The following is a 20,696-nucleotide window of genomic DNA, read 5'->3' on the forward strand; positions in this document are numbered from 1 at the left end:
GCGCCGCGCGCCGCCCGAACTCCTCGACGCCGCGGCCGCCGCGGAGGCGGGGGGCCGCACACCGGTGTGGGCCGCGGTCGACGGCCGCGTCGCCGGGGTGGTCGTCGTCTCCGACAGCGTCAAGGACACTGCGGCGCAGGCGATCTCGCAACTCAAGGAGCTGGGCCTGACGCCGGTGCTGCTGACCGGTGACAACAGCCGCGCCGCCGAAGCGGTGGCCGCCCAGATCGGCGTCGACGAGGTGATCGCCGACGTGCTGCCAGCCGACAAGGTGGACGTCGTCAAGCGACTGCAGGCCGAGGGCAGGACGGTGGCCATGGTCGGCGACGGCGTCAACGACGCCGCGGCCCTGGCTCAGGCCGATCTCGGGCTGGCCATGGGCACGGGCACCGACGTCGCGATCGAGGCATCGGACCTGACGCTCGTCACCGGCGACCTGCGTGCGGCGCCCAATGCGATCCGGCTGGCGCGCAGCACGTTACGCACCATCAAGGGCAACCTGTTCTGGGCGTTCGCGTACAACGTGGCGGCGTTGCCGCTGGCGGCGCTCGGCCTGCTCAACCCGCTGATCGCCGGCGCGGCGATGGCATTCAGCTCGGTGTTCGTGGTGAGCAACAGCCTGCGGCTGCGGGGCTTCACCCCGCTGCGCTGAGCCTTCGTCGGCCGCGAAAGTGAACCTCACGACGATTTCGGGCCGAAATCGTCGCCACGTTCACACTCACGAGGACTCGCCGGCGTCGCGGCGGGCGCGGAACAGCTTGACCTCGTCCTTGATGCCCTTGAGGTGCCGGGCGCCGGCGAAGGACCAGGCGAACTGCGCGTCGTCGCCGATCGCGTCCCGGGTCGACTCCGCGGCCAGCACCGCGCCGGGGCGGGCGGTACTGGTCACCCGGCTCGCCAGATTCACCGAACTGCCGAACCAGTCCCCCGCGCGGCTGACCGCAGGGCCGGTCGCCAGGCCGACCCGCAGGGACGGCAGATCGTCGTCGGATTCGGTGGCGTCCACCAGATCCAACACCGCCTCCAGCAGCGCCGCGGCCGACGTGCTGACCAGCATCACCTCGTCGCCGATCGTCTTGATGAACCGCACCGGCGGCACCGCGACGTCGCGGGCCAGGTCGGCCAGCCGGTTCGCCAGCCGCTCGAGGTCCTCGGGCGGAACCGCCTCGCCCAATCGGGTGAAGCCGACGAGGTCGGCGAACGCGACAGTGACCACCCGGGCACCCGGCAGCGGGCGTCCCTCGGCCCGTTCGCTGGCGCTGACCCCCTCCGTCTCCATCGTGTGCCGCAGCTGCAGCATCAGCATGTCCTGGATCATCGGCCCGAGCAGCGGTGCGATCTCGCGGGTCAGCGCCTCGGATCCCTTCGCGATGTCCAGTTCCGTGGCACCGGGTTTGAGCACCGCGGCCAGCGCGACCGCCCGCATCACCTCGGCGGCCCGCGACAACCCCTCGGAGAGCTGCCGCACGGTGACCACGATCTGCTCGGGAGTCAGCCCGAGGTCGATGAACCGCTGGGCGTGCGCGGCGGCTTCGGCGTCGGCGCGCATGTGCACGGCGGCGTCGGGATCGTCGACCCGCGGCAGACTCATCGCGCGCTGCACCTGTTGCAGCAGATCGAGCTCGATCCCGAACTTCTCGCTCGTCTCGCGCGCCGAGACGTAGGTGCCGTCGTCGCCGATGAACCGGCGCGACGCCAGCACCGTCGGCGCGGAGGCGTCGGCGATCTCGGACACCGTGATGCCGCGTCCGAGTAGCCACTCGATCAGCTCCGCGCGTTCGGCGCGGGCCCTGCCCTCAAGACCCTCGAGCAGCCCCGAGGCTTCGATGTCCACCTCTTCGGCCACCCGGCCAAGGTATACCGCCGGTCCGGCTTTGCTATACAGCACGCATGACCACACCGGTGTCCCACGGCTTCCCGCCGCTGGTCGGTGCGCGCCCGCGGCTGCTGGTGCTCGGCAACATGCCGAGTGTGCTGTCGCTCGGCGCGCAGCAGTACTACGCGAATCCGCGCAACGCGTTCTGGCGCATCGCCGCGGATCTCTTCGGTTTCGACGCCGACGCCGGGTACGACGATCGGGTGGCCGCACTGCTGAGCCATGGCATCGCCGTCTGGGATGTGCTGCGGTCCTGCCGCCGGGCAGGCAGCCTGGACTCCGCCGTCGAGCGGACGAGCATGGTGGCCAACGACTTCCCTGCCTTCTTCGCCGGGCACCCGTCGATCTCGCGGGTGGTGTTCAACGGCGCTGCGGCCGAACAGAACTTTCACCGACTGGTGCCGGCGCCGCCCGACCTGGCCTACGTGCGGGCGCCGTCGACCAGTCCGGCGCAGACGATGCGCTACGCCGACAAGCTGGCAGCGTGGCGGCGGGCGGTCGGCTGACCCGTCATCCGCCGTGCCGAGATGCGTACTCGCCCGGGGTGCAGCCCAGCATCGAGCGGAAGTCGTTGATGAAGTGCGCCTGGTCGTACCACCCGAGCCGGACGGCGAGATCGGCGAAGTCGACGCCACGCCGGCTCTCGATCTCCAGCGCGGCCTGCTGCAACCGGTACCGGCACAACACCCACTTCACCGGGACCCCGACGTACCGGCGGAACACCCGCTGCGTGGTCCTGGCGCTCCACGGTGACACCGCCATCACCTGCTCGACGCGATGCAGCCGGCCGTCGTCGCGGATCCTGTCCACCAGGTCGCACAGCGCGAGGAACGTCGGATCCACAGGACCGGGGTGCGCGGCGATCAGCTGGTCGAGCAGACGGCCCGATTCGGCCACGTCGTCGACGAGATCGAATGCCGTATCAGCTAATTGGCGTACGGGCTGAACGCGGCCGGTGAGTGCCGCGGCGTCGCCGCCGAACCGGGCGACGAAGCCACCCGGGCGGAACCGCGCCCCGACCACCGCACCCGACTCGGCGATCGTCACCTGGAACACCCGGTCCACCACGCCGTGCAACAGTGTCGCAGGCAGCGGCTGCCCGTGCCGGGTGCCGTCGGTGCCCCACTCGCGGGTGAGGTGCATCGACGGAAAGGTGATCACCGTGCTGTCGAAGGCCGCCCGGCCACGCAGATCCCAGGTGACCGACCAGAAGTGCTCGACGAACCGGGCAGCGCGGTCCGTCGGCGCCCACCGGTGCAGGTCGAACGCCGACGCGGACGCCGCCCGCCCGACCAGCCCGCGCATCGGGGTCGCTGGCGTGTTTTTCCAAGCGCCCATGCCCACCAACCTACGAAACTCGAAGCCATGAGCGTCCAACCCATCCCGCAGGGCTACACGAGCCTGACCCCGTTCCTGGTGATCGACGGCGCCGCGAAGGCGATCGACTTCTACGTCGAGGTGTTCGGCGCGGAGATCGTCGAGAAGATGGACGGCCCCGGCGGCACCGTCCCGCATGCCGAACTGGACTTCGGCAACGGCCGACTGCAGCTGGGCGACCCGAACCCCGCGTACAAGCTCGAGGCGCCGCCGCGTTCGGAGTCGGTCACCCATTCGCTGGTGCTGTACTGCCCCGACGCCGACGCGGTCGTCGCGCGCGCCGAGGCCGCAGGGGCAACGATCCGCGAACCGATCCAGACCTTCGTGACCGGCGACCGTTTCGCGTCCATCCTCGATCCGTTCGGTCAGCGGTGGGCGGTGATGACCCGCGTCGAGGATGTCTCGCCTGAGGAGCGCGACCGGCGGCTGGCCGAGTGGGCCAAGGAGAACGTCTGATCCTCCCCCGCTAGCGTGGCGGGATGTCGTGTGTGTTCTGTGCCATCGTGGCCGACGAGTCCCCGGCCATCCGCATCTACGAGGACGACGATTACCTGGCGATCCTCGACATCCGCCCCTTCACCCGCGGTCACACCCTGGTGTTCCCCAAGCGCCACCTCGTCGACCTGACCGACACACCGCCGCAGACCGTCGCCGACATGGCGACCATCGGTCAGCGCATCGCCAGGGCGGCGCGCGCCTCCGGACTGCACGCCGACGGCAACAACATCGCGATCAACGACGGCAAGGCCGCCTTCCAGAGCGTGTTCCACATCCACCTGCACGTGCTGCCCCGGCGCGACGGCGACAAGCTGTCGTTCGCCAAGGGCATGCTGCTGCGCCGCGACCCGGACCGGGAGGAGAGCGGCCGCCTTCTGCGCGAAGCGCTGGAACAACTCGACTCGGCGGGGCAGGATTGAGCCATGGGCATGCCGTGGTGGGAAAAGAACATCGGATACCGGCTACTGCTGCTGCACGACAAGCTCTACAAGGCCACCAATGGCCGCGTCGGGCACACCATCCCGGGTGGCCCGTCGAACCTGCTGTTGCACACCATCGGCGCGAAGACCGGCCGGCAGCGGGCCAACACCCTGAGCTACGCACGCGACGGTGACGACTACCTGGTGGTCGCGTCGATGGGCGGTGAACCACGGGCGCCGGGCTGGTACCACAACCTCAAGGCGAACCCCGACGTCGAGATCAACGTCGGACCCAAGCGGATTCCGGCAACCGCCCGCGCCGTCTTCCCCGACGATCCCGAATTCGCCCGGCTGTGGCCGATCGTCAACAACATGAAGGGCAACAAGGACCGCTACATCGGCTACCAGAAGCGGACGTCACGGCCGATCCCGGTGATCGTGCTGACGCCGCGCGGCTAGAAGAGTTCCTTCGCCAGCAGTTCGAGCGTCGTGTCCCGGCCCGGCGCCGTCGCCGGGTCGGTGCCGCGGCGGGCCGATGCCACCGGGTTGACCATCACCTCGTCGACGCCGAACTCCTCGGCGAGCGCACGGACCTGGTCGGCAGCCTCGGTGGGTGACCCAACGACCGCGCGGGCCAGCCCGTGGTCGACCACCGCCTGCTCGCGGGGGCCGAACCGGATCTGCTCGGCGTCCTCGACCAGCTCCAGCGGACCCAGGGGTTGCCCGGTGCGCAGCCGCGCCATCATGTGCAGGTTCGGCAGCATCAGCGCCATCGCCTCGTCACGGGTCTCGGCGACCGAGGCGTTGACGGTCAGGAAGGTGACCGGTTCGGGCGCCAGCTCGCTGGGCCGGAACTCCGAGCGGTAGGCCGCCAGCGCCTCCTTGGTGCCCTGGCCGGAGAAGTGGTGGGCGAACACGTAGGGCAAACCCTTCGCGGCCGCCAGATGCGCCGAGTACATCGACGAGCCCAGCAGCCACAGCCGCGGCTCGGTGGCCGCCGCCGGCGTCGCCTTGAGGATGTAGTTCTCCCGCATCAGGTCGCGCGGGAGCGGCACCCGCACCCCGCGGGCGCCCATCAGTGCGACCACGTCGTCGAGGTACTGCGGGAACGCCTCGATGTCGCGGTCGTCCCGCCCGGCGGCGCCGCGCAGCGCCATCGACGTCACCGGATCCGATCCGGGTGCCCGCCCGATGCCCAGGTCGATGCGGCCGGGGTGGGCGGCCTCGAGCAGCGCGAACTGCTCGGCCACCGCCAGCGGCGCGTGGTTGGGCAGCATCACCCCGCCCGAGCCGAGCCGGACCCGCTGCGTCAGCGCGGCCAGGTGCGCGATCACCACCGGCGGGCTGGTGGCCGCGACGGCGGGCATGTTGTGGTGCTCGGCGATCCAGTAGCGGGTGTATCCGAGCTGGTCGGCGGTCTGGGCGAGGTGGGTGGTGGCCGCGAGCGCGTCCGACGTGGTCTGGTCGGTGCGCACCGGTACGAGGTCGAGTACGGAGAGCTGCACCCGAAATTCAACGCGCCGCGACACCCGGATAGTCCTTCGGCGTGAGAATCACAGTCCCGCCTCCCGTTTCGCCAGTATGAAAACGTCGTCCATCATGGCCGGAGTGAGCCTGCCGGTAAACGTGTTTTGCTGGCTCGGGTGGTAGCAGCCGATGAGCGCGAGCGGGCCGTGCGCAGACGTCAGCCGCGCGGTGACGGCGTGCCCGAACGCCGGCGCAGGGGTGGCAACGGTGCCACCGCCCGTGCGCACCATCTGCAGCGCCGCCCGCCACGCGAATCCGCCGAGAGCGATGACGACGCGCACGTCGGCGCTCACCAGCCGCCATTCGGCATCCAGCCACGGCGCGCACGCCGACCGTTCCGCGGGGGTCGGCGCGTTGCCGGGCGGGGCACAGCGCACCGCGGCCGCCATCCGGGTATGCAGGAGCGTCAGCCCGTCGGCGGCGTCCACCGACGTCGCCTGATTCGCCAGGCCGGTGCGGTGCAACGAGGCGAACAGGAAGTCACCGGAGCGGTCCCCGGTGAACACCCGGCCCGTGCGGTTGCCCCCCTGCGCCGCGGGAGCCAGGCCGACGACCATGATGGCCGGCCGCACCGCACCCCAGCCGGTGATCGGCCGGCCCCAGTAGGGTTCGCCGGCGAACGACTTGCGCTTGGTGACGGCCACCTCCTCGCGCCACTCGACCAGCCGCGGGCAGGCCCGGCAGACCGACACGACGGCGTCGAGTTCGTCGAGCGTCCCGGTCGCCTCGGCCATCGACACCACCTGCGCCGGGGATGTCGCGATTGCAGTGCGCGCGGTCGCCGGGTCACCGGGCCACCCCGAGCCGGGTGGGACCGGGGAGTCGAAGAGCGCTCCGGTACGCGGATGGGGCAGCGGCACGACTCCACTGTGCCCGAGGCGGAAAACCCGTCGCCGCGGCGGTGCCCGCGCTGCTAGATTCGGCCGCGATACCCCATGATCACCACTTCGCGCGGACCGCTGCACCTCATCCTGTTCGCGGCACTGACCGCCGGTGCGGGCAACGGCATCTCGCTGGTCGCCTTCCCGTGGCTGGTGTTGCAGCGCAACGGTTCCGCGGTCGACGCCTCGATCGTCGCGATGGCGGGGACGCTGCCGCTGCTGGTGGCCACGCTGATCGCGGGTGCGGCAGTGGACTACCTCGGCCGGCGCCGGGTCTCGATGATCTCCGATGCGCTGTCGGCGATCTCGGTCGCCGCCGTGCCGGTGCTCGCATGGGTGTTCGGCGTCGAGGTGATCAACGTCGCAGTGCTGGCGGGACTCGCCGCACTCGGCGCGTTCTTCGACCCCGCCGGGATGACCGCCCGCGAGACGATGCTGCCCGAGGCCGCACACCGGGCGGGCTGGACGCTTGACCGCGCGAACAGTGTCTACGAGGCGGTGTTCAACCTGGCCTACATCGTCGGCCCGGGCATCGGCGGACTGCTGATCGCCACTCTCGGCGGCGTGAACACCATGTGGGTGACGGCCGGGGCGTTCCTGCTGTCGATCGCCGCCATCGCGGTGTTGCGGCTCGAAGGCGCGGGCACGCCCGACCGGGCCGAGCTGCCCGAGGGGGTGTGGGCGGGAATCGTCGAGGGACTCAAATTCGTCTGGCACACACCGGTGCTGCGCACGCTGGCGTTCGTCGATCTCGCCGCCACCGGCCTGTACATGCCGATGGAGAGCGTGCTGTTCCCCAAGTACTTCACCGATCGCGACGAGCCGGCACAGCTGGGCTGGGTGTTGATGGCGTTGAGCATCGGCGGGCTGATCGGCGCGCTGGGCTATGCGGTGCTGTCCCGGCACATGTCCCGGCGCGCGGTGATGCTCACCGCGCTGCTGACGCTCGGCGTGGCGATGACGGTGATCGCCTTCCTGCCGCCGTTGCCGATCATCCTGGTGCTGTCGGCGATCGTCGGTTTCGTCTACGGACCGATCGCCCCGATCTACAACTACGTCATGCAGACCAGGGCGCCGCAGCACCTGCGGGGCCGGGTGGTCGGCGTGATGGGGTCACTGGCGTACGCCGCAGGACCGCTGGGACTGATCCTGGCCGGGCCGCTGGCCGACTCGGCGGGCCTGCACATCACCTTCCTGGCGCTGTCGGTGCCCATGCTGCTGCTCGGCGTCGCGGCGGTGTTCCTGCCCGCGCTGCGTGAGCTGGACCGGGCGCCGGTCGCCGAGCGCGGCTAGACCCGCTGCGGCAGCAGCAGTTTCGCGAACCGGCGGACCGCGGCGGGCTCTCCGCCGATGTGCAGGCGGCCCGCCGACATCAGCCCGGGCACCTGGTCGGGGTCCAGCGCGGCGCCCAGCACCTCGATGTCGCCGGTCAGCATGACGTCGGCGACGGTGTCGTCGGATTCCTCCTCGACCGTCTCGGCGGTGATGCGCATCGTGGTGCCGCCCTGCGGCGTGGCGAGCCGCACCACCAGGTCGGGGCCGCCGCGGTCCGGCCGCAGGTAGGCGCGCAGGGCGCGGGCCAGCCACTGCGGGCGCACCACCGCCCTCGGCTCGCGGGTGGCGAGCAGGGGGCGGCCCCACCGCGCCAGCGCGTCGATCACGTCTTCGAGTGCCCGCCCGTGGTCGGTGAGTTCGTAGACGGTGCCGGACGCCGGCTTGGGCAGTTCCCTCTTGACCACCAACCCGTGCCGTTCCAGATCGCGCAACCGCCCGGCCAGCATGTCGGTGGCGATCGGCGCCAGCCCGGTGAGCAGGTCTCCGTAACGCTGTGGGCGGTCGAGGAGTTCGCGCACGACCAGCAGTGTCCAGCGGTCGCCCACGACGTCGAGGCTCTTGGCCACGGCGCAGTGCTGGCCGTACGAGCGATTGGGCACCCGGTCATCCTAGCTGCGGCTTGACTTGTCCAAGTCCATACTTGTTTTTTCCAAGTGTGGTGGGCTACGTTTCAGGAATGCGCTCCCCACTCCCCCTCGCCGAGGCCGTCGCCGCAGAGGCCGTGGGCTTCGCCGACCGGTTGGACACCATCGATCCGGCTGGACGAGGCGCGTCCACGCCGTGTGCCGACTGGACGATCGACGACCTCGCCAACCATGTCGCGGTCGGCATGGTCCGTGACGCCGAGGCGTTCCACCGCGCCCGCTTCGGCGTCCCGTCACCGCCGGGCGAGGTGATGCTGGGTGGGGCCGACCCCGCCCTCGTCGTCCGCGCGGCCGTCGAGCACCTCCTCGACGCGGTCATCCGGGGCCCGCAGACGTGGCCGACGGTCCCGCTGCCCTTCGGTCCCTATCCGGTCACCGCCGCGCTGCAGAGCCTGATCGTCGAATTCGGGGTGCACCGCAACGATCTCGAGGTCGCGACCGGACAGCGCATCCCGCCGTTCAGTGACGCGACGCGCACCGCGCTGTTCGGCTTCGGCGAGCACTACCTGCTACGGCAGGCGGCACCACTGGAGGCATCGGCGTGCGCTTTCACGCTGGCCGCCCCGTCGGCGACGTTGTCGATCACCTGGAACGGCGGCCGGTGGGTCCGCGGGGCCGACGCCGCCCGGGAGTGCCGGATCGCCGGGTCCGATGACGCCGTCGCCCGCCTGATGCTGCGCCGGCTCGACATCACCGACCCTCGGATCGACCTTCTCGACCCGCATCACCTGGCACCGCTGTTCCCCTGCGCCATCCGACCACTGTGACGAAAGGCCTGACATGACAACCGCTCTCACCGACATCGACATCACCCCCACCCTGGAACACCTGCTGGACATCCAGATCGGATTCGACCCCGTGCAGATCTTCGACACCCCGGTCGGGACACGATTCACCTACGTGGTCCGGCACGGCCGCTGCGAAGGCCCGCGCATCGCCGGCGACATCCTGCCCGGTGGCGGCGACTGGATCCTCTTCGGCACCGACCGCGTCGCCCGCCTCGACGTGCGCGCCACCCTGCGCACCGACGACGGCGCGCTCATCCACCTCACCTGCACCGGGCGGGTGCAGATGTCGCCCGAGGCCGCGACGAGATTCGCGGCGGGCGAACTGATCCGGCACGACGAGATGGTGGCGCACTCGACCCCGCTGTTCGACACCGACGACGAACGCTACCGGTGGATCAACGCCGTCCACACGGTCGCGATCAACCAGGCCTCGCTCAGTGAGGTGCACTACCGGGTGTTCGAGGTCCGATGAGCGCGCCGCAGTCACTCGCCGAGCTGTACGACCGGTACGTCGCCGCGTGGGCCGCCCACGATCCGGATGCCGTCGTGGCACTGCACAGCGACCAGACCCGGTTCTGGCTGCACCACGGAAGGCCGGCCGTCGACGGACGCACCGCCGTGCGGGACGCGTTCGCGGAGATGTTCGCCGCACTGCCCGACTTCGGCTTCGTCGTGCACCGCACCGAGTTCGGACCCCGGCACTGGGTGCTGGACTGGACGTTGACGTGCTCGGGGCCCGGCGGTCGCCCGCTCCGCTGGGACTGCATCGACCTCGTCACCGTGACCGACGACTGGCGGGTCGCCCGCAAGGACACCTTCGTCGACGGCGTGCAGTTCGCCGCAGCGCTTGCTGGCTGAGTCCGCGTTTACCCCGACCGCCACAGCGGGTAGACACCCGAGGTTGTGACCCAGACCACACCGAGGTGAGCCGTGTACCAGCAGGTTCTCGATCCAGTCGCCGGTTCGCTTGCGTGGAGCGCCATCGTGGCGGCGATACCTCTGCTGCTGTTGTTCGTCCTGCTCGGGGCCTTGAAGATGACCGCGTGGAAGGCGTCGCTGATCTCGCTGGCCGTCAGCATCGCGATCGCCGTCTTCGTCTACGGCATGCCCGTCGGTCAGACCCTGCTCGCCGGTAGCGAGGGCGCGGCGTTCGGCTTCTTCCCGATTCTGTGGATCGTCATCAACGCGATCTGGGTGTATCAGATGACCGTCGAGACAGGACATTTCGACGTGCTGCGGCGGTCGTTCAGTTCGGTCAGCGACGACCAGCGGATCCAGGCGATCATCATCGCGTTCTCGTTCGGCGCCTTGATCGAGGCCCTGGCCGGATTCGGCACCCCGGTCGCGGTGACGTCGGTGATGCTGATGGCGCTCGGCTTCCGGCCACTGAAGGCCGCCGTGCTGGCGCTGGTCGCGAACACCGCGCCCGTCGCGTTCGGCGCCATGGCCACACCGATCATCACCCTGGGCAAGGTGACCGAACTGGACGTCGACACACTCGGCGCGATGGTGGGCAGGCAGACGCCGATCCTGGCGCTGTTCGTCCCGCTGGCCCTGGTGGCGATCGTCGACGGCCGTCGCGGCATGCGCGAGACATGGCCGGCCGCAGTGGTCTGCGGCCTGGTGTTCGCCGTCGCGCAGTACGCGACGTCGAACTTCCTCTCGGTGCCACTGGCCGACGTGGTGGCCGCGCTGCTGTCGGCGGCTGCGGTGGTCGCACTGGTACGGGTGTGGCGGCCGCGGCACGCCTACACCGAGCCCGCGGAGACTCCGGTGACAGCGGGGTCCGCCGGCCCGGGTGAGCCGCCGCGCGCCCCCGGCGTCAGTGTCGGCGACGACGCCGACCGCGAGGTGGACGACTCCCGCGCCGACGTGGTCAAGGCGTACGCGCCGTACGGGATCATCATCGGGGTCTTCGTGATCTGCCAGATCCCGGCGGTGAAGAGCCTGCTCGATTCGGCGACCTTCGCCTTCACCTGGCCGGGCCTCAACGTGATCGACGCCGATGGCGACCCGTCCACCCTGACGAAGTTCACGCTCAATCTGCTCACCACCCCGGGCACTCAGATGCTCATCGCGGGCGTACTCACCATGGTGGCGTTGAAGCTCTCGGCGGCACGGGCGGTGAAGGCCTACGGGGTCACGCTGCATCAACTCCGCTGGGCGATCGTGACCGTGATGACGGTGCTCGCCCTGGCGTTCGTGATGAACCTGTCCGGACAGACCATCACCCTCGGCACCTTGTTGGCCGGCACGGGTGGGGCATTCGCGCTGCTGTCGCCGATCCTCGGTTGGCTCGGCGTGGCGGTCACCGGATCGGACACGTCGGCCAATTCACTGTTCGGCGCCCTGCAGGTGACAGCCGCGAACCAGGCCGGACTGTCCGACGTGCTGATGGCCGCATCGAACAGTTCCGGTGGCGTGCTGGGCAAGATGATCTCGCCGCAGAACCTCGCGATCGCCGCGGCTGCCGTCGGCCTCGACGGCAAGGAGGGCGACATCTTCCGGCGGGTCATCCTGTGGAGCCTGGGCTTCCTGCTGCTTCTGTGCGCGCTGTCGGCGCTGCAGGCCTCGCCGGTGCTGTCGTGGATGGTGCCGTCATGACAACTCGTAGCATCTCCCCCATGACTGATCAGCGGGTTGCCGAACTGGTCGACGAGCTGCCCGACGGCGTCGTCGTCACCGATCCCGACGTCGTCGCCGCCTACCGCCACGACCGTGCCGCCGACCCCGGCGCTGGGACGGCGCTGGCGGTGGTGCGGCCGCGTCGCACCGAGGAGGTGCAGGCGGTCTTGCGGTGGGCCAGTGCGCACGGCGTGCCGGTGGTGCCGCGCGGCATGGGCACCGGGTTGTCGGGCGGGGCGACGGCACTCGACGGCGGCATCGTGCTGTCGACCGAGAAGATGCGCGACATCACCGTCGACCCCGTCACCCGCACCGCGGTGGTCCAACCCGGCCTGCTCAACGCCGAGGTGAAGAAGACGGTGGCCGAGTACGACCTCTGGTACCCGCCCGACCCGTCGTCCTACGAGATCTGCAGCATCGGCGGCAACATCGCGACCAACGCGGGCGGATTATGCTGCGTGAAGTACGGCGTCACCACCGATTACGTGCTCGGCCTGCAGGTGGTGCTGGCCGACGGCACCGCGGTGCGTCTCGGCGGTCCGCGGCTCAAGGACGTCGCCGGCCTCAGCCTGACGAAGCTTTTCGTCGGCAGCGAAGGCACGCTCGGCGTGATCACCGAGGTCACCCTGAAACTGCTGCCGCCGCAGAAGGTGGCGAGCACGGTGGTCGCCTCGTTCAACTCCGTGGCCGCCGCAGCGGACGCGGTCGTCGAGATCACCGGGAAGATCCGGCCCTCGATGCTCGAGTTCATGGACGCCGTCGCCGTCAACGCCGTCGAGGACAAACTCAAGATGGGTCTGGACCGCAACGCCGCGGCGATGATGGTCGCGGCGTCCGACGACCGCGGCGCGGCAGGCACCGAGGACGCTGAGTACATGGCCCGGGTGTTCACCGAACACGGTGCGACGGAGGTGTTCTCGACCGCAGACCCGGACGAGGGCGAGGCCTTCGTCGCGGCGCGGCGCTTCGCCATCCCGGCCGTCGAGGCCAAGGGGTCGCTGCTGCTGGAGGACGTCGGGGTGCCGTTGCCCGCGCTGGCCGACCTGGTCGCCGGGGTCGAGAAACTGGCCGCGCAGCACGACGTGATGATCTCGGTGATCGCGCACGCCGGCGACGGCAACACCCACCCGCTGATCGTGTTCGACCCCGCCGACGCCGACATGGCGCAGCGGGCCCAGACCGCATTCGGCGACATCATGGACCTGGCGATCAGCCTGGGCGGGACGATCACCGGCGAGCACGGCGTCGGCAGGTTGAAGCGACCGTGGCTTGCGGGTCAGGTGGGGCCCGACGTGATGGCGCTCAACCAGCGCATCAAGGCGGCGCTCGATCCGGCCAACATCCTCAACCCCGGCGCGGCGTTCTAGCTTTCAGATCCGCCGACCGCCGGAACTGCCCCGGGATTCCGCCGGAATGCGGACCAGTCAGGCGTCGGTACCGCGGCCAAGGCCGGCGAGGCGTACGAGCGCCGCGAATCCGTCCTCGCTGCCGGGCCAGTGCGCCCGGACGGCGTCGATCCCGGCGCGGCGCACGACGCTGCGCAGCACCGCGGCGACGATGATCGCGTCGTCGGCATATCCGAGCACGGGGATGAAGTCAGGAATCAAGTCGAACGGCAGCGCCAGGTAGATCAGCAGCAGCGCCAACCGCACGCGTACGCCGCGGGGCAGTGTCTCGTCGGCGGCAAGGCGGCGGATGAGGCGCAGCGCGTCGGGCAGGATGCGCAGGGCCTCGCGCAGCAGCCCGCGGCGGGGCCGCACCACCACCAGGGCGATGACGAGCGCAAGCCAGGTCAGCACCAGCGCGACGGCGAGGCCGATCGCCAGGTCCCACCACAACGAGCCGGTCATGACTCCCTCACCACCCTCAGCGCCTCCGCCGTACTGGGATTGGGGTCAACCTACAGCGTGCGATTTACCGATCGCTGCCGTAGCTGCGTCGTCGATCGGCGTCGGCGGCCGTGGAACGAGCTTCAGGTGGTGACGTACATCTCGATCATCTTCAGCAGCCCTGCCTGCACGTCGGGGTCGTCGCTCAGCGGTGCTGCGATCGCAGCGGCTGCAGCCTCGCCAGGTTGGATTCCTGCCGCGATGAGCCTGCCGGCTGCGATCAGCACGCGGGTCGACGCGACCTCGCGAAGCCCTGCGGTCTCCAATCGTCGTATCGCTTGCGCGAAGCGAACCAAGGTCGCAGCCGTCGCTGTGGGAACGCAGGCTTCCCGCTCGACGATCTCGATTTCGGTCTCGGTATCGGGATAGTCGAATTCGATCGCGACCATCCGCTGTCGTGTCGAGTCCTTGAGGTCTTTGAGCACGCTCTGGTATCCGGGGTTGTATGACACCACCAAACCGAAACCCGGCGCTGCGTCCAGCGTCACGCCGAGCCGCTCGATGGGGAGTTGACGTCGGTGGTCGGCAAGGGGATGCAGCACCACCGTCGTGTCCTGCCTGGCCTCGACGACCTCGTCCAGGTAGCAGATCGCGCCTTCGCGGACGGCACGGGTGAGCGGGCCGTCGACCCACTCGGTTTCACCGCCGCGGAGCAGGAACCGTCCGACCAGGTCCGCAGTGGTGAGGTCGTCGTGGCACGCCACGGTGACGAGAGGCCGCTTCAGGTCGTGCGCCATGGCCTCGACGAAGCGGGTCTTGCCGCAGCCGGTAGGTCCCTTCAAGACCATCGACAGGCCTTGCGCATACGCCGCCTTGAACAACCGCTCCTCGCTCCCGGAGGTGACGTAGAACGGTCTCGCCGAAACGCTGGTCGCGGCGGCGTCTGGGCGGTCGTGAGTTGTGAAGCTGGTCATGGGATTACCCTTCGGCAGGTCGTGTCGGGGTTCGATCGGAGAACGCGACTAGGAGGTGCGCCGTCGCACCTCGGCCGATCGCAGGGCTGAGCGAACCAGCGCTCCGACGGCGTGGGCGAGCTGCGATTCATCGGCAACCGTGGCATGCGCGGCCGTGCCGAAGACGCGACGCAGAGATTCGGCATCGGTGTTCGCGCCGAAGGTCAGGCAGAGCCCGCCCGCACCGCGAACACGGATTTCCGCGAGGGCGCGCCGCGCATCCGCTGCGCCATAGTGCCTGTCGTAGCCGTGGTCATAGGCGAGTCCATCGGAGAGCACGACGAGGAGTTTGCGTGAGGTCCCACCTCGCGTCTCGAGCACAGCGGCACCGTGCCGGATCGCGGCACCGAGGCGCGAGTAAGCGCCGGGCTCCAGTGCGTAGAGCCGCCGAAGCGCGCCTGAGTCGAAGTGATCGTCGAAGCGCTTCAGTGGGAACATCTGAACCGCCGACCGGCCCTGAGAGTTGTAGGCGTACAGCGCCACCCGGTCACCGAGGTCGTGAAGCGCGGCGGTGATCGCGGCCGCCGCGGCCCGTTGACGCTCGTGCACGGTGCGACCGGAGCCGTCTGACTCCGCGGCAGACCCGGAGATGTCGAGGAGCACCAGAACGGACAGATCACGGCGCCGCCGCAGACTGTCGACGTAGACGTTCTCGTCGACACCTGAGGAGGTGCGCCGCTGAATCTGCAAGTCGATAACCGCGTCGAGGTCGATGTCGTCGCCGGAGGGCTGACGACGGTGCTGGTCGAGGCCGAGATTGAGGCGGGCGAGGGTCCGACGAAGTCGCGGATCGTCAAGGACGCGCGGCTCGTGAGATTCCGTTCGGGACGGGTCGATCTCCCTGACCGTGCACCAGTCCTGCCGATAAGACTTGCGGTTGGTGTCCCACTCCGGGTATCGCAGGCCGCCGCTCGTCGTGGCGGCGTCCAAGGATGCGCTGGATGCGGTGGAGAGAACGGAAGTGCCTCTGCGGTGGTCATTTCTGCGGCTCAGATGCGTGGGGGTGTCACTCCCGGGGGCGCCGCTTGCGTCCCCCCGATGTGAGGACTTCAGGAAGCGTTTCAGCAGCCGTCCCAGTACGCCGGAGGTGCCCCCGACGGAGAACATGTCGACGGCGGCAGTCGCGTTGTCATCGTCGACCCGGTGGTCGTCCAGTTCCTGTACTTCACCGTGTTTGCGACTCGGCGCGTGTCCTTGGTGGTCCGTTGCCTGCGCGGCTTCTGCGGCTAGCACGGGCTTGATCCGGAGCGCGCCGAAAACCGCCGGAGGATCTCGAACGGGTTCGCGCGACAGCGCGATGCGCAGCGAATCGTCCGGTGAGTCGGTGCGATCGGCCATCGACGGGTCGATCACGGTTGGAATCCAAGGCGGTAGCAGCGCGCGGTTGACGGTCAGGGCGCGGTGGCCTTCGAGAGCGAGGTAGCGGTTGACGGCACCGGTCCGCCGTTTCAAGCTGCGTAGGACTAGCGGTGTCAGGCTGCCCGCCGAGATCAAGCTCGCCTGGATGACGACCGACATGATCTGCTCGCGTGCGGTGGCGGCCGCGTCGGGGTAGATGGTGGTGCCGTCGGTCCATGCCGGCTCGCCCGGAGGACCAGCGACGATCCGGACAGTCCTGCCCGACAGCGCGGAGGCGAGCAGGTCGAACTCACGCGTGTCACCGGCGATCGACGCGTGCCCCTTGCCGAGGTCGACCATGGCACTGCCGGTCGCGCGTGTCACTCGCGCCCGGGGCCGCACGGGCCGGCAGGAACGGGCCCTTCGATCACCGGCCGTCCGTCTGGCTGGCCCGACATCCAGGTGTTCCACGTGCCTTCGTAGAAGGGACCTGGGTGCCCGGCCATCTCGTAGAAGCCCTGCGGGTCATACACCTTCGTCTCGGGAAACGGCCACGGGCACGCTACGGAGGTCGCGAGCTTTCCCGCCCGCAGGATCATGAACCCGCCCCCGTACACCGCGATGTAGGAGAGGCTCAGAGCGCTGATCATGATGATGAACGACGCGAGTGCGGGTTTGGTGGGAAGCATGCGCAGCCGTTGCGCGAGCTTCTCGGCGTGCGTGCGGCCGGTGTCGTCCCGGTAGATCAGGATCGACGCCGCGATCATCATCGACGTCGCGAGGCCGCTTTCCCACAGGAGGGGGAACTGGTTGTACTGGCCGGCGAAGAGGGACCCGAACTCGGGTACCTGCGTGTAGGCGTACACGCGCTTGCTGACGCAGAAGACCTCGACGACGGCGTCCAGGGCGAAGCCGATCGCGAAGGTGATGGCGCTGAGGGTGATCAACGGATGACGCCACACGAAGCTGTCGACCGAACGGCCTCTCTGGAGCCGCTGCAGGAGGGGAATTGCGACGAAGGCGGGGATGATCAACACCGAGGCGTAAGCAATGCAGACGAACGGCTCGACCAGGGGTGCCAGCGATACCCACGGCCAGTCAACCGGGTAGTGCCACAGATCCGGGCTGAAGGCCGAGTACGACACCCAGTTGGCGAACGGATCGAGCCACACGAGGACCGTTCCCGCGAGCACCATGAGCAGATACGGGTGCTTAGGGTGCCTTTGCCAGCTATAGGCGAAGGCGGCGACGCCCACCACCATCATCACGGTTGTCCAGATGTTGCACAGTGCGGCCCAGTTCGCCAGCCCGGCCACCGATTCACGCGCTTCATCGCTGACGTCCGGGTTCGCGATCCGCGCTTCGCCGGCTCCGACCTGGCCGTTGAGTCCGATCAGGACCAGCATCCCGATGGCGAACAACCACCACAGCACCTTGATCGTGGTGTCCGCACGCGCATCGGGGTCGGCGGGCGTTCGATGCGTCTGCTGATCTGTCATGGCTGGCGGCCTCACCCAACGTCGGAATGGTCCCGCTGTGGCTCAGCGGCGGACCATGTCTATCCCGTTTCACTGTCATATGTCAACGAAATCTTGTAGGCGCACTACGCGACGTTCCGCGTCCCATGTTGGTTTCCCATGCAATAGGCTCTGCGGCTCCTCGCGGCCGCGATGGGCCTAAGCATTTCGCTGACGTATGACAGTCATCTGCCTCTGTCCTGCACAATGGAGGCGTGCCAGAGAGCCCGAACGGACGCGAAGCCCAGCGCCGTCAGACACGGGAACGGGTGCTCGACGCTGCGGTCGTCGAGTTCAAACGCAACGGAACCGCCGCCGCCGACATCAACGCCGTCGTCGCCGCAGCGGGAGTCGCCCGGTCGACCTTCTACTTCCACTTTCCCACCAAAGAGCACGTGCTGCTGGAACTGATCCGCCGCGAAGAGGCCCACGTGGCGCGAGAACTGAGCCGATTCCTCGACGAGCCGCACGACCTACCCGCCATGTTGACCGAGATCGTCCGGCTGGTCATGGACCTGGAATCTCGCTGGAACGGCAGCCTCTTCCGAGATGTAATCGGCCTCTACTTCTCACCGACCCGCCCAGACGACGACGAGTGGACCGATCACCCTGTGATCGTGTTGCTCGCCGCCGAGATCCTTCGCGCCCGTAATCGCGGCGAGGTACATGCCGACGTCGACGCCTTTCCCAGTTCCGTCTTCTTCCTGCTCGGCCTCTACGCGCTGTTCACCACCACCCGCCACACGACACCCGGCCGGGATGCTCTCCTGTCGAAGTACGTGGCCAGCGCGCTTCGCAGCCTGCTACCCGACAGATCTCCTGACCGAAGACCGTGAACGCGGCGCCGCGTTGTTCGAGTTATACGACCCGGCCCGCAGCGAACACCTCATCGAGCAGGTCGAGCACTGCCTGCCACGCTCGTGTCGACGCCAGAGCGTGGTGTCCTACGCCGGGCACAGTGGCAGCACTGTCGCCCGTCGATGAGCCGACAACTTGATTGGGATCGGCCCAGAAAGCGTGCTCGGCTCCGCCATAGATGTTGACACGCCAGTCAACTCCGGCGTTCTGAAGTGCGCCGCCGAACTCTATGAGTTGAGCGGGAGTGCATAGTGGGTCTTCGGAACCTGTGCACAGCAGGAAGGCGCCGCCCACGCCGGCCCAATCCTCGGTGCGGGCAGTCGGCACACCTGGATGGATCGCGGCCAGTGCCTTGAAAGGAACCTTGGCCCTGGCAAGTTCGAGCATGATCGAGCCACCGGCGCCGTAGCCGAGCGCGGCGAGCTGGTCGTGGTCGACGCCGGGTACATCGAGTAGGACGTCGAGCGCAGCACGGCCGATCGCGTGCATGCGCGGCGGGTCGGCCAGCAATGGCATGACGCGAGCCAGCATCGCCTGCGGATCGCCGAAATACGTCCGGCCGGCGTGATAGTCCATCGCGAGGGTGATGTAACCGTGCTCGGCGAGAATGTCGGCGCGTCCGCGTTGATAGTCCTCGAGACCGATCCCGTCATGTCCGATGAGCACAGCTGGCGACGGGCCCGTGCCAGGCGGCCGCGCCAAGTGGGCGATCATCGTCAATCCGTCGACCTCGTAGGTGATTTCGCGTGTGACGATCATTCGATGAGCGTACTGAAGCTCGGTGCGAGCCTGGCCCGTGTTCGCCCGAAGCTGATCGGCAAGTGGAAGCAAGGCTGACGGAGTTGGCTCGCCCCCGGGGGCTGCCCTGGCCAGCCTCGAGCCGTCGGCCCTCGACGCTCTCACTTGTAGGCCGAATACGCGGGTCCGGTGGTACAGGACCGCAGCGGCGATGATGACCTCGACTGCCGCGAGTGTGGTGGCCAGGGCCATGACCGTCGAATGCTGAACGGGCGCATCTGCGTTGATACCGCCCCCGTGGTGATGCGTCGCCGATACAGGCGTATGGCTGGCGATTATTGCAAGGTTCATCAGCGCAACCAGGACCCAGGCCCGCAGCGTGCCGCGAGCCCAAAGGTCACGCGCGCAGAACAAACACGCGGCGAGCATCACCACAGTCAGTGCGGTCGCCGCGATGCTCGTCGTGTTCGTAAGCGAAAAGCTGGAAACAGGGCCGACTTTTCCGTGTGGCCTCCGATCACGACGTAACTGGCTGTGCGTTGTGGAGTGCCGCGAATTGGCGCTCGAGCTCTCGGGCCGCACTGCTGCGCCAGCTCTCGGCCAACGACTACGACATCGGATCGGGGAAGATGTCTTCCTCCCCGATCTGCAGTCCACCCAACATGGCGCACGGGCAAGCAGCTCAACCAGCCCTGAGAAACTGGTATCGAGAATTCGTTGCTTGCAGAAACAACAGCAAACCGCATATTCGAAGACAGATTCCGGCAAGATGCGACAGATAGAGGGCTTGAGCTGGGCCTTCGATAGGGACGGCGCCATAATCGATACTGACGTCGATATATGCACTCAAGCGAATGTGCGACGAAGGAGTCCAAAGCCTTCCCGGGCTTTGTGAACCAGACCTACACTTGGGTGACAGCAAAGTGACTAAACGTGGCTCGGCCCACGCATCCGCCGATTGACTCAGCGCTACCCGTGGCGCACGGGCTCTGGAATCGAAACAACGGAGGGAACACCGCTCATGGCCGAATTTGCGCGTTGCGTGGCCGCGAGCGCGGTTCTTGCAGCTGCTGCCGTCGGGATCGCCAGCCCAGCTTCCGCAGAACCGCCCAGCGGGGCCTATAGGGCGATGACCATGGAGGGAACCATGGTGATGCCCGGTCAAACGGCCACTTGGACGTTGATGCCTTGCGGTGCGGACTGCACGAACTTGACAAGTGACTACGCACCGAAACGGGTCGAGTTGCGTATGAACGGCAGTACATGGACGGGAACGTTCCAACTGAAAGACCCGAACGGGACGCTCGTCACTTGCACAAGAACGTTTGATCCGGGACGCCCGAGTGCTGTGGACAATTGTCCAGGCAACTTCACGAATTGGGTCCTGACCAAGAACTGACGCAGTCCGTTACTCCAAAGCGCTCGTGACCGCC

22 protein-coding genes are annotated in these 20,696 nt (G+C 68.4%); 12 read left to right on the forward strand and 10 right to left on the reverse strand.

Annotated elements, in window-relative coordinates; all coding sequences use genetic code 11:
* The coding region (locus tag H7I41_RS29590) for an HAD-IC family P-type ATPase (protein ID WP_264016224.1) at positions 1-652 on the forward strand (652 nt) is incomplete at its 5' end.
* A gap of 66 nt (positions 653-718) precedes the next feature.
* Here the strand turns inward: H7I41_RS29590 and H7I41_RS29595 are convergent.
* Positions 719-1,846, reverse strand: a complete 1,128-nt coding sequence (locus H7I41_RS29595; protein ID WP_264016225.1) for an adenylate/guanylate cyclase domain-containing protein — start codon at positions 1,844-1,846, stop codon at positions 719-721.
* 44 nt (positions 1,847-1,890) lie between these two features.
* Between H7I41_RS29595 and H7I41_RS29600 the strand changes: the two genes are divergently transcribed.
* Positions 1,891-2,382, forward strand: a complete 492-nt coding sequence (locus tag H7I41_RS29600; protein ID WP_264016226.1) for a DNA-deoxyinosine glycosylase — start codon at positions 1,891-1,893, stop codon at positions 2,380-2,382.
* Positions 2,383-2,386: 4 nt separating this feature from the next.
* Here the strand turns inward: H7I41_RS29600 and H7I41_RS29605 are convergent, their stop codons facing one another.
* On the reverse strand, positions 2,387-3,214 hold the full coding sequence (locus H7I41_RS29605; protein WP_264016227.1) for a helix-turn-helix domain-containing protein: 828 nt from the start codon (positions 3,212-3,214) through the stop codon (positions 2,387-2,389).
* Positions 3,215-3,241: 27 nt separating this feature from the next.
* On the opposite strand from H7I41_RS29605, the gene H7I41_RS29610 reads away from it, so the two are divergent.
* The 3 genes from H7I41_RS29610 to H7I41_RS29620 are packed head-to-tail and all read left to right on the forward strand — an operon-like array spanning position 3,242 to position 4,629.
* Positions 3,242-3,709, forward strand: a complete 468-nt coding sequence (locus H7I41_RS29610; protein WP_264016228.1) for a VOC family protein — start codon at positions 3,242-3,244, stop codon at positions 3,707-3,709.
* Positions 3,710-3,732: 23 nt separating this feature from the next.
* Positions 3,733-4,170 (forward strand): HIT family protein, encoded by a 438-nt coding sequence (locus H7I41_RS29615; RefSeq protein ID WP_264016229.1) that lies wholly within the window; start codon positions 3,733-3,735, stop codon positions 4,168-4,170.
* Between the two features lie 9 nt (positions 4,171-4,179).
* On the forward strand, positions 4,180-4,629 hold the full coding sequence (locus H7I41_RS29620; RefSeq protein ID WP_372503831.1) for a nitroreductase family deazaflavin-dependent oxidoreductase: 450 nt from the start codon (positions 4,180-4,182) through the stop codon (positions 4,627-4,629).
* Here H7I41_RS29620 and H7I41_RS29625 read toward each other — a convergent pair.
* Positions 4,626-5,675, reverse strand: coding sequence for an LLM class flavin-dependent oxidoreductase (locus H7I41_RS29625; protein ID WP_264016271.1), 1,050 nt, complete (start codon positions 5,673-5,675; stop codon positions 4,626-4,628). The genes H7I41_RS29620 and H7I41_RS29625 overlap by 4 nt on opposite strands.
* 48 nt (positions 5,676-5,723) lie before the next feature.
* Entirely contained in the window at positions 5,724-6,557 is an 834-nt protein-coding gene (locus H7I41_RS29630) for a uracil-DNA glycosylase (protein WP_308214665.1), read from the reverse strand.
* 75 nt (positions 6,558-6,632) lie between these two features.
* Here H7I41_RS29630 and tap point away from each other — a divergent pair, with 75 nt between their 5' ends.
* A complete protein-coding gene (tap, locus tag H7I41_RS29635; RefSeq protein WP_264016231.1) occupies positions 6,633-7,871 on the forward strand; it encodes a multidrug efflux MFS transporter Tap in 1,239 nt (412 codons plus the stop codon).
* Here the strand turns inward: tap and H7I41_RS29640 are convergent.
* Entirely contained in the window at positions 7,868-8,512 is a 645-nt protein-coding gene (locus H7I41_RS29640; protein ID WP_264016232.1) for a winged helix-turn-helix transcriptional regulator, read from the reverse strand. The two genes, tap and H7I41_RS29640, sit on opposite strands and share 4 nt — an antisense overlap.
* A 77-nt stretch (positions 8,513-8,589) precedes the next feature.
* On the opposite strand from H7I41_RS29640, the gene H7I41_RS29645 reads away from it, so the two are divergent.
* From H7I41_RS29645 to H7I41_RS29665, 5 genes are all read left to right on the forward strand, one after another.
* The gene (locus H7I41_RS29645) at positions 8,590-9,324 is read left to right on the forward strand and encodes a maleylpyruvate isomerase family mycothiol-dependent enzyme (protein ID WP_264016233.1); all 735 of its coding nucleotides are present in this window, start codon (positions 8,590-8,592) and stop codon (positions 9,322-9,324) included.
* A 13-nt stretch (positions 9,325-9,337) separates the two neighbouring features.
* A complete protein-coding gene (locus H7I41_RS29650) occupies positions 9,338-9,817 on the forward strand; it encodes a DUF3237 domain-containing protein (RefSeq protein ID WP_264016234.1) in 480 nt (159 codons plus the stop codon).
* A complete protein-coding gene (locus H7I41_RS29655; RefSeq protein ID WP_264016235.1) occupies positions 9,814-10,203 on the forward strand; it encodes a nuclear transport factor 2 family protein in 390 nt (129 codons plus the stop codon). Before H7I41_RS29650 ends, H7I41_RS29655 begins: the two co-directional genes overlap by 4 nt.
* A 72-nt stretch (positions 10,204-10,275) precedes the next feature.
* Positions 10,276-11,949 carry an L-lactate permease gene (locus H7I41_RS29660; protein WP_264016236.1) on the forward strand — a complete coding sequence of 558 codons (1,674 nt, stop codon included), beginning with the start codon at positions 10,276-10,278 and terminating at the stop codon, positions 11,947-11,949.
* Positions 11,950-11,969: 20 nt separating this feature from the next.
* The gene (locus H7I41_RS29665; protein ID WP_264016237.1) at positions 11,970-13,337 is read left to right on the forward strand and encodes an FAD-binding oxidoreductase; all 1,368 of its coding nucleotides are present in this window, start codon (positions 11,970-11,972) and stop codon (positions 13,335-13,337) included.
* Positions 13,338-13,394: 57 nt separating this feature from the next.
* On the opposite strand, the gene H7I41_RS29670 is transcribed toward H7I41_RS29665, so the two are convergent.
* The 4 genes from H7I41_RS29670 to H7I41_RS29685 form a co-directional block, all read right to left on the reverse strand.
* Complete coding sequence (locus H7I41_RS29670; RefSeq protein WP_264016238.1) at positions 13,395-13,820, reverse strand: YkvA family protein; 426 nt, start codon at positions 13,818-13,820, stop codon at positions 13,395-13,397.
* A gap of 122 nt (positions 13,821-13,942) precedes the next feature.
* Entirely contained in the window at positions 13,943-14,773 is an 831-nt protein-coding gene (locus H7I41_RS29675) for a CbbQ/NirQ/NorQ/GpvN family protein (RefSeq protein WP_264016239.1), read from the reverse strand.
* A 48-nt stretch (positions 14,774-14,821) separates the two neighbouring features.
* A complete protein-coding gene (locus H7I41_RS29680) occupies positions 14,822-16,510 on the reverse strand; it encodes a nitric oxide reductase activation protein NorD (protein WP_264016240.1) in 1,689 nt (562 codons plus the stop codon).
* 20 nt (positions 16,511-16,530) lie between these two features.
* Positions 16,531-17,649: a spirocyclase AveC family protein gene (locus H7I41_RS29685; protein WP_264016241.1), complete on the reverse strand. Its 1,119-nt coding sequence runs from the start codon at positions 17,647-17,649 to the stop codon at positions 16,531-16,533.
* A gap of 233 nt (positions 17,650-17,882) precedes the next feature.
* Here H7I41_RS29685 and H7I41_RS29690 point away from each other — a divergent pair, with 233 nt between their 5' ends.
* Positions 17,883-18,503 carry a TetR/AcrR family transcriptional regulator gene (locus H7I41_RS29690; RefSeq protein WP_264016242.1) on the forward strand — a complete coding sequence of 207 codons (621 nt, stop codon included), beginning with the start codon at positions 17,883-17,885 and terminating at the stop codon, positions 18,501-18,503.
* A 22-nt stretch (positions 18,504-18,525) separates the two neighbouring features.
* On the opposite strand, the gene H7I41_RS29695 is transcribed toward H7I41_RS29690, so the two are convergent.
* On the reverse strand, positions 18,526-19,284 hold the full coding sequence (locus H7I41_RS29695; protein WP_264016243.1) for a dienelactone hydrolase family protein: 759 nt from the start codon (positions 19,282-19,284) through the stop codon (positions 18,526-18,528).
* Positions 19,285-20,696 lie beyond the last annotated feature (1,412 nt).

The sequence above is a fragment of the [Mycobacterium] manitobense genome (genome assembly GCF_025821665.1).
In the GTDB taxonomy this organism is placed as follows: Bacteria; Actinomycetota; Actinomycetes; order Mycobacteriales; family Mycobacteriaceae; genus Mycobacterium; species Mycobacterium arseniciresistens.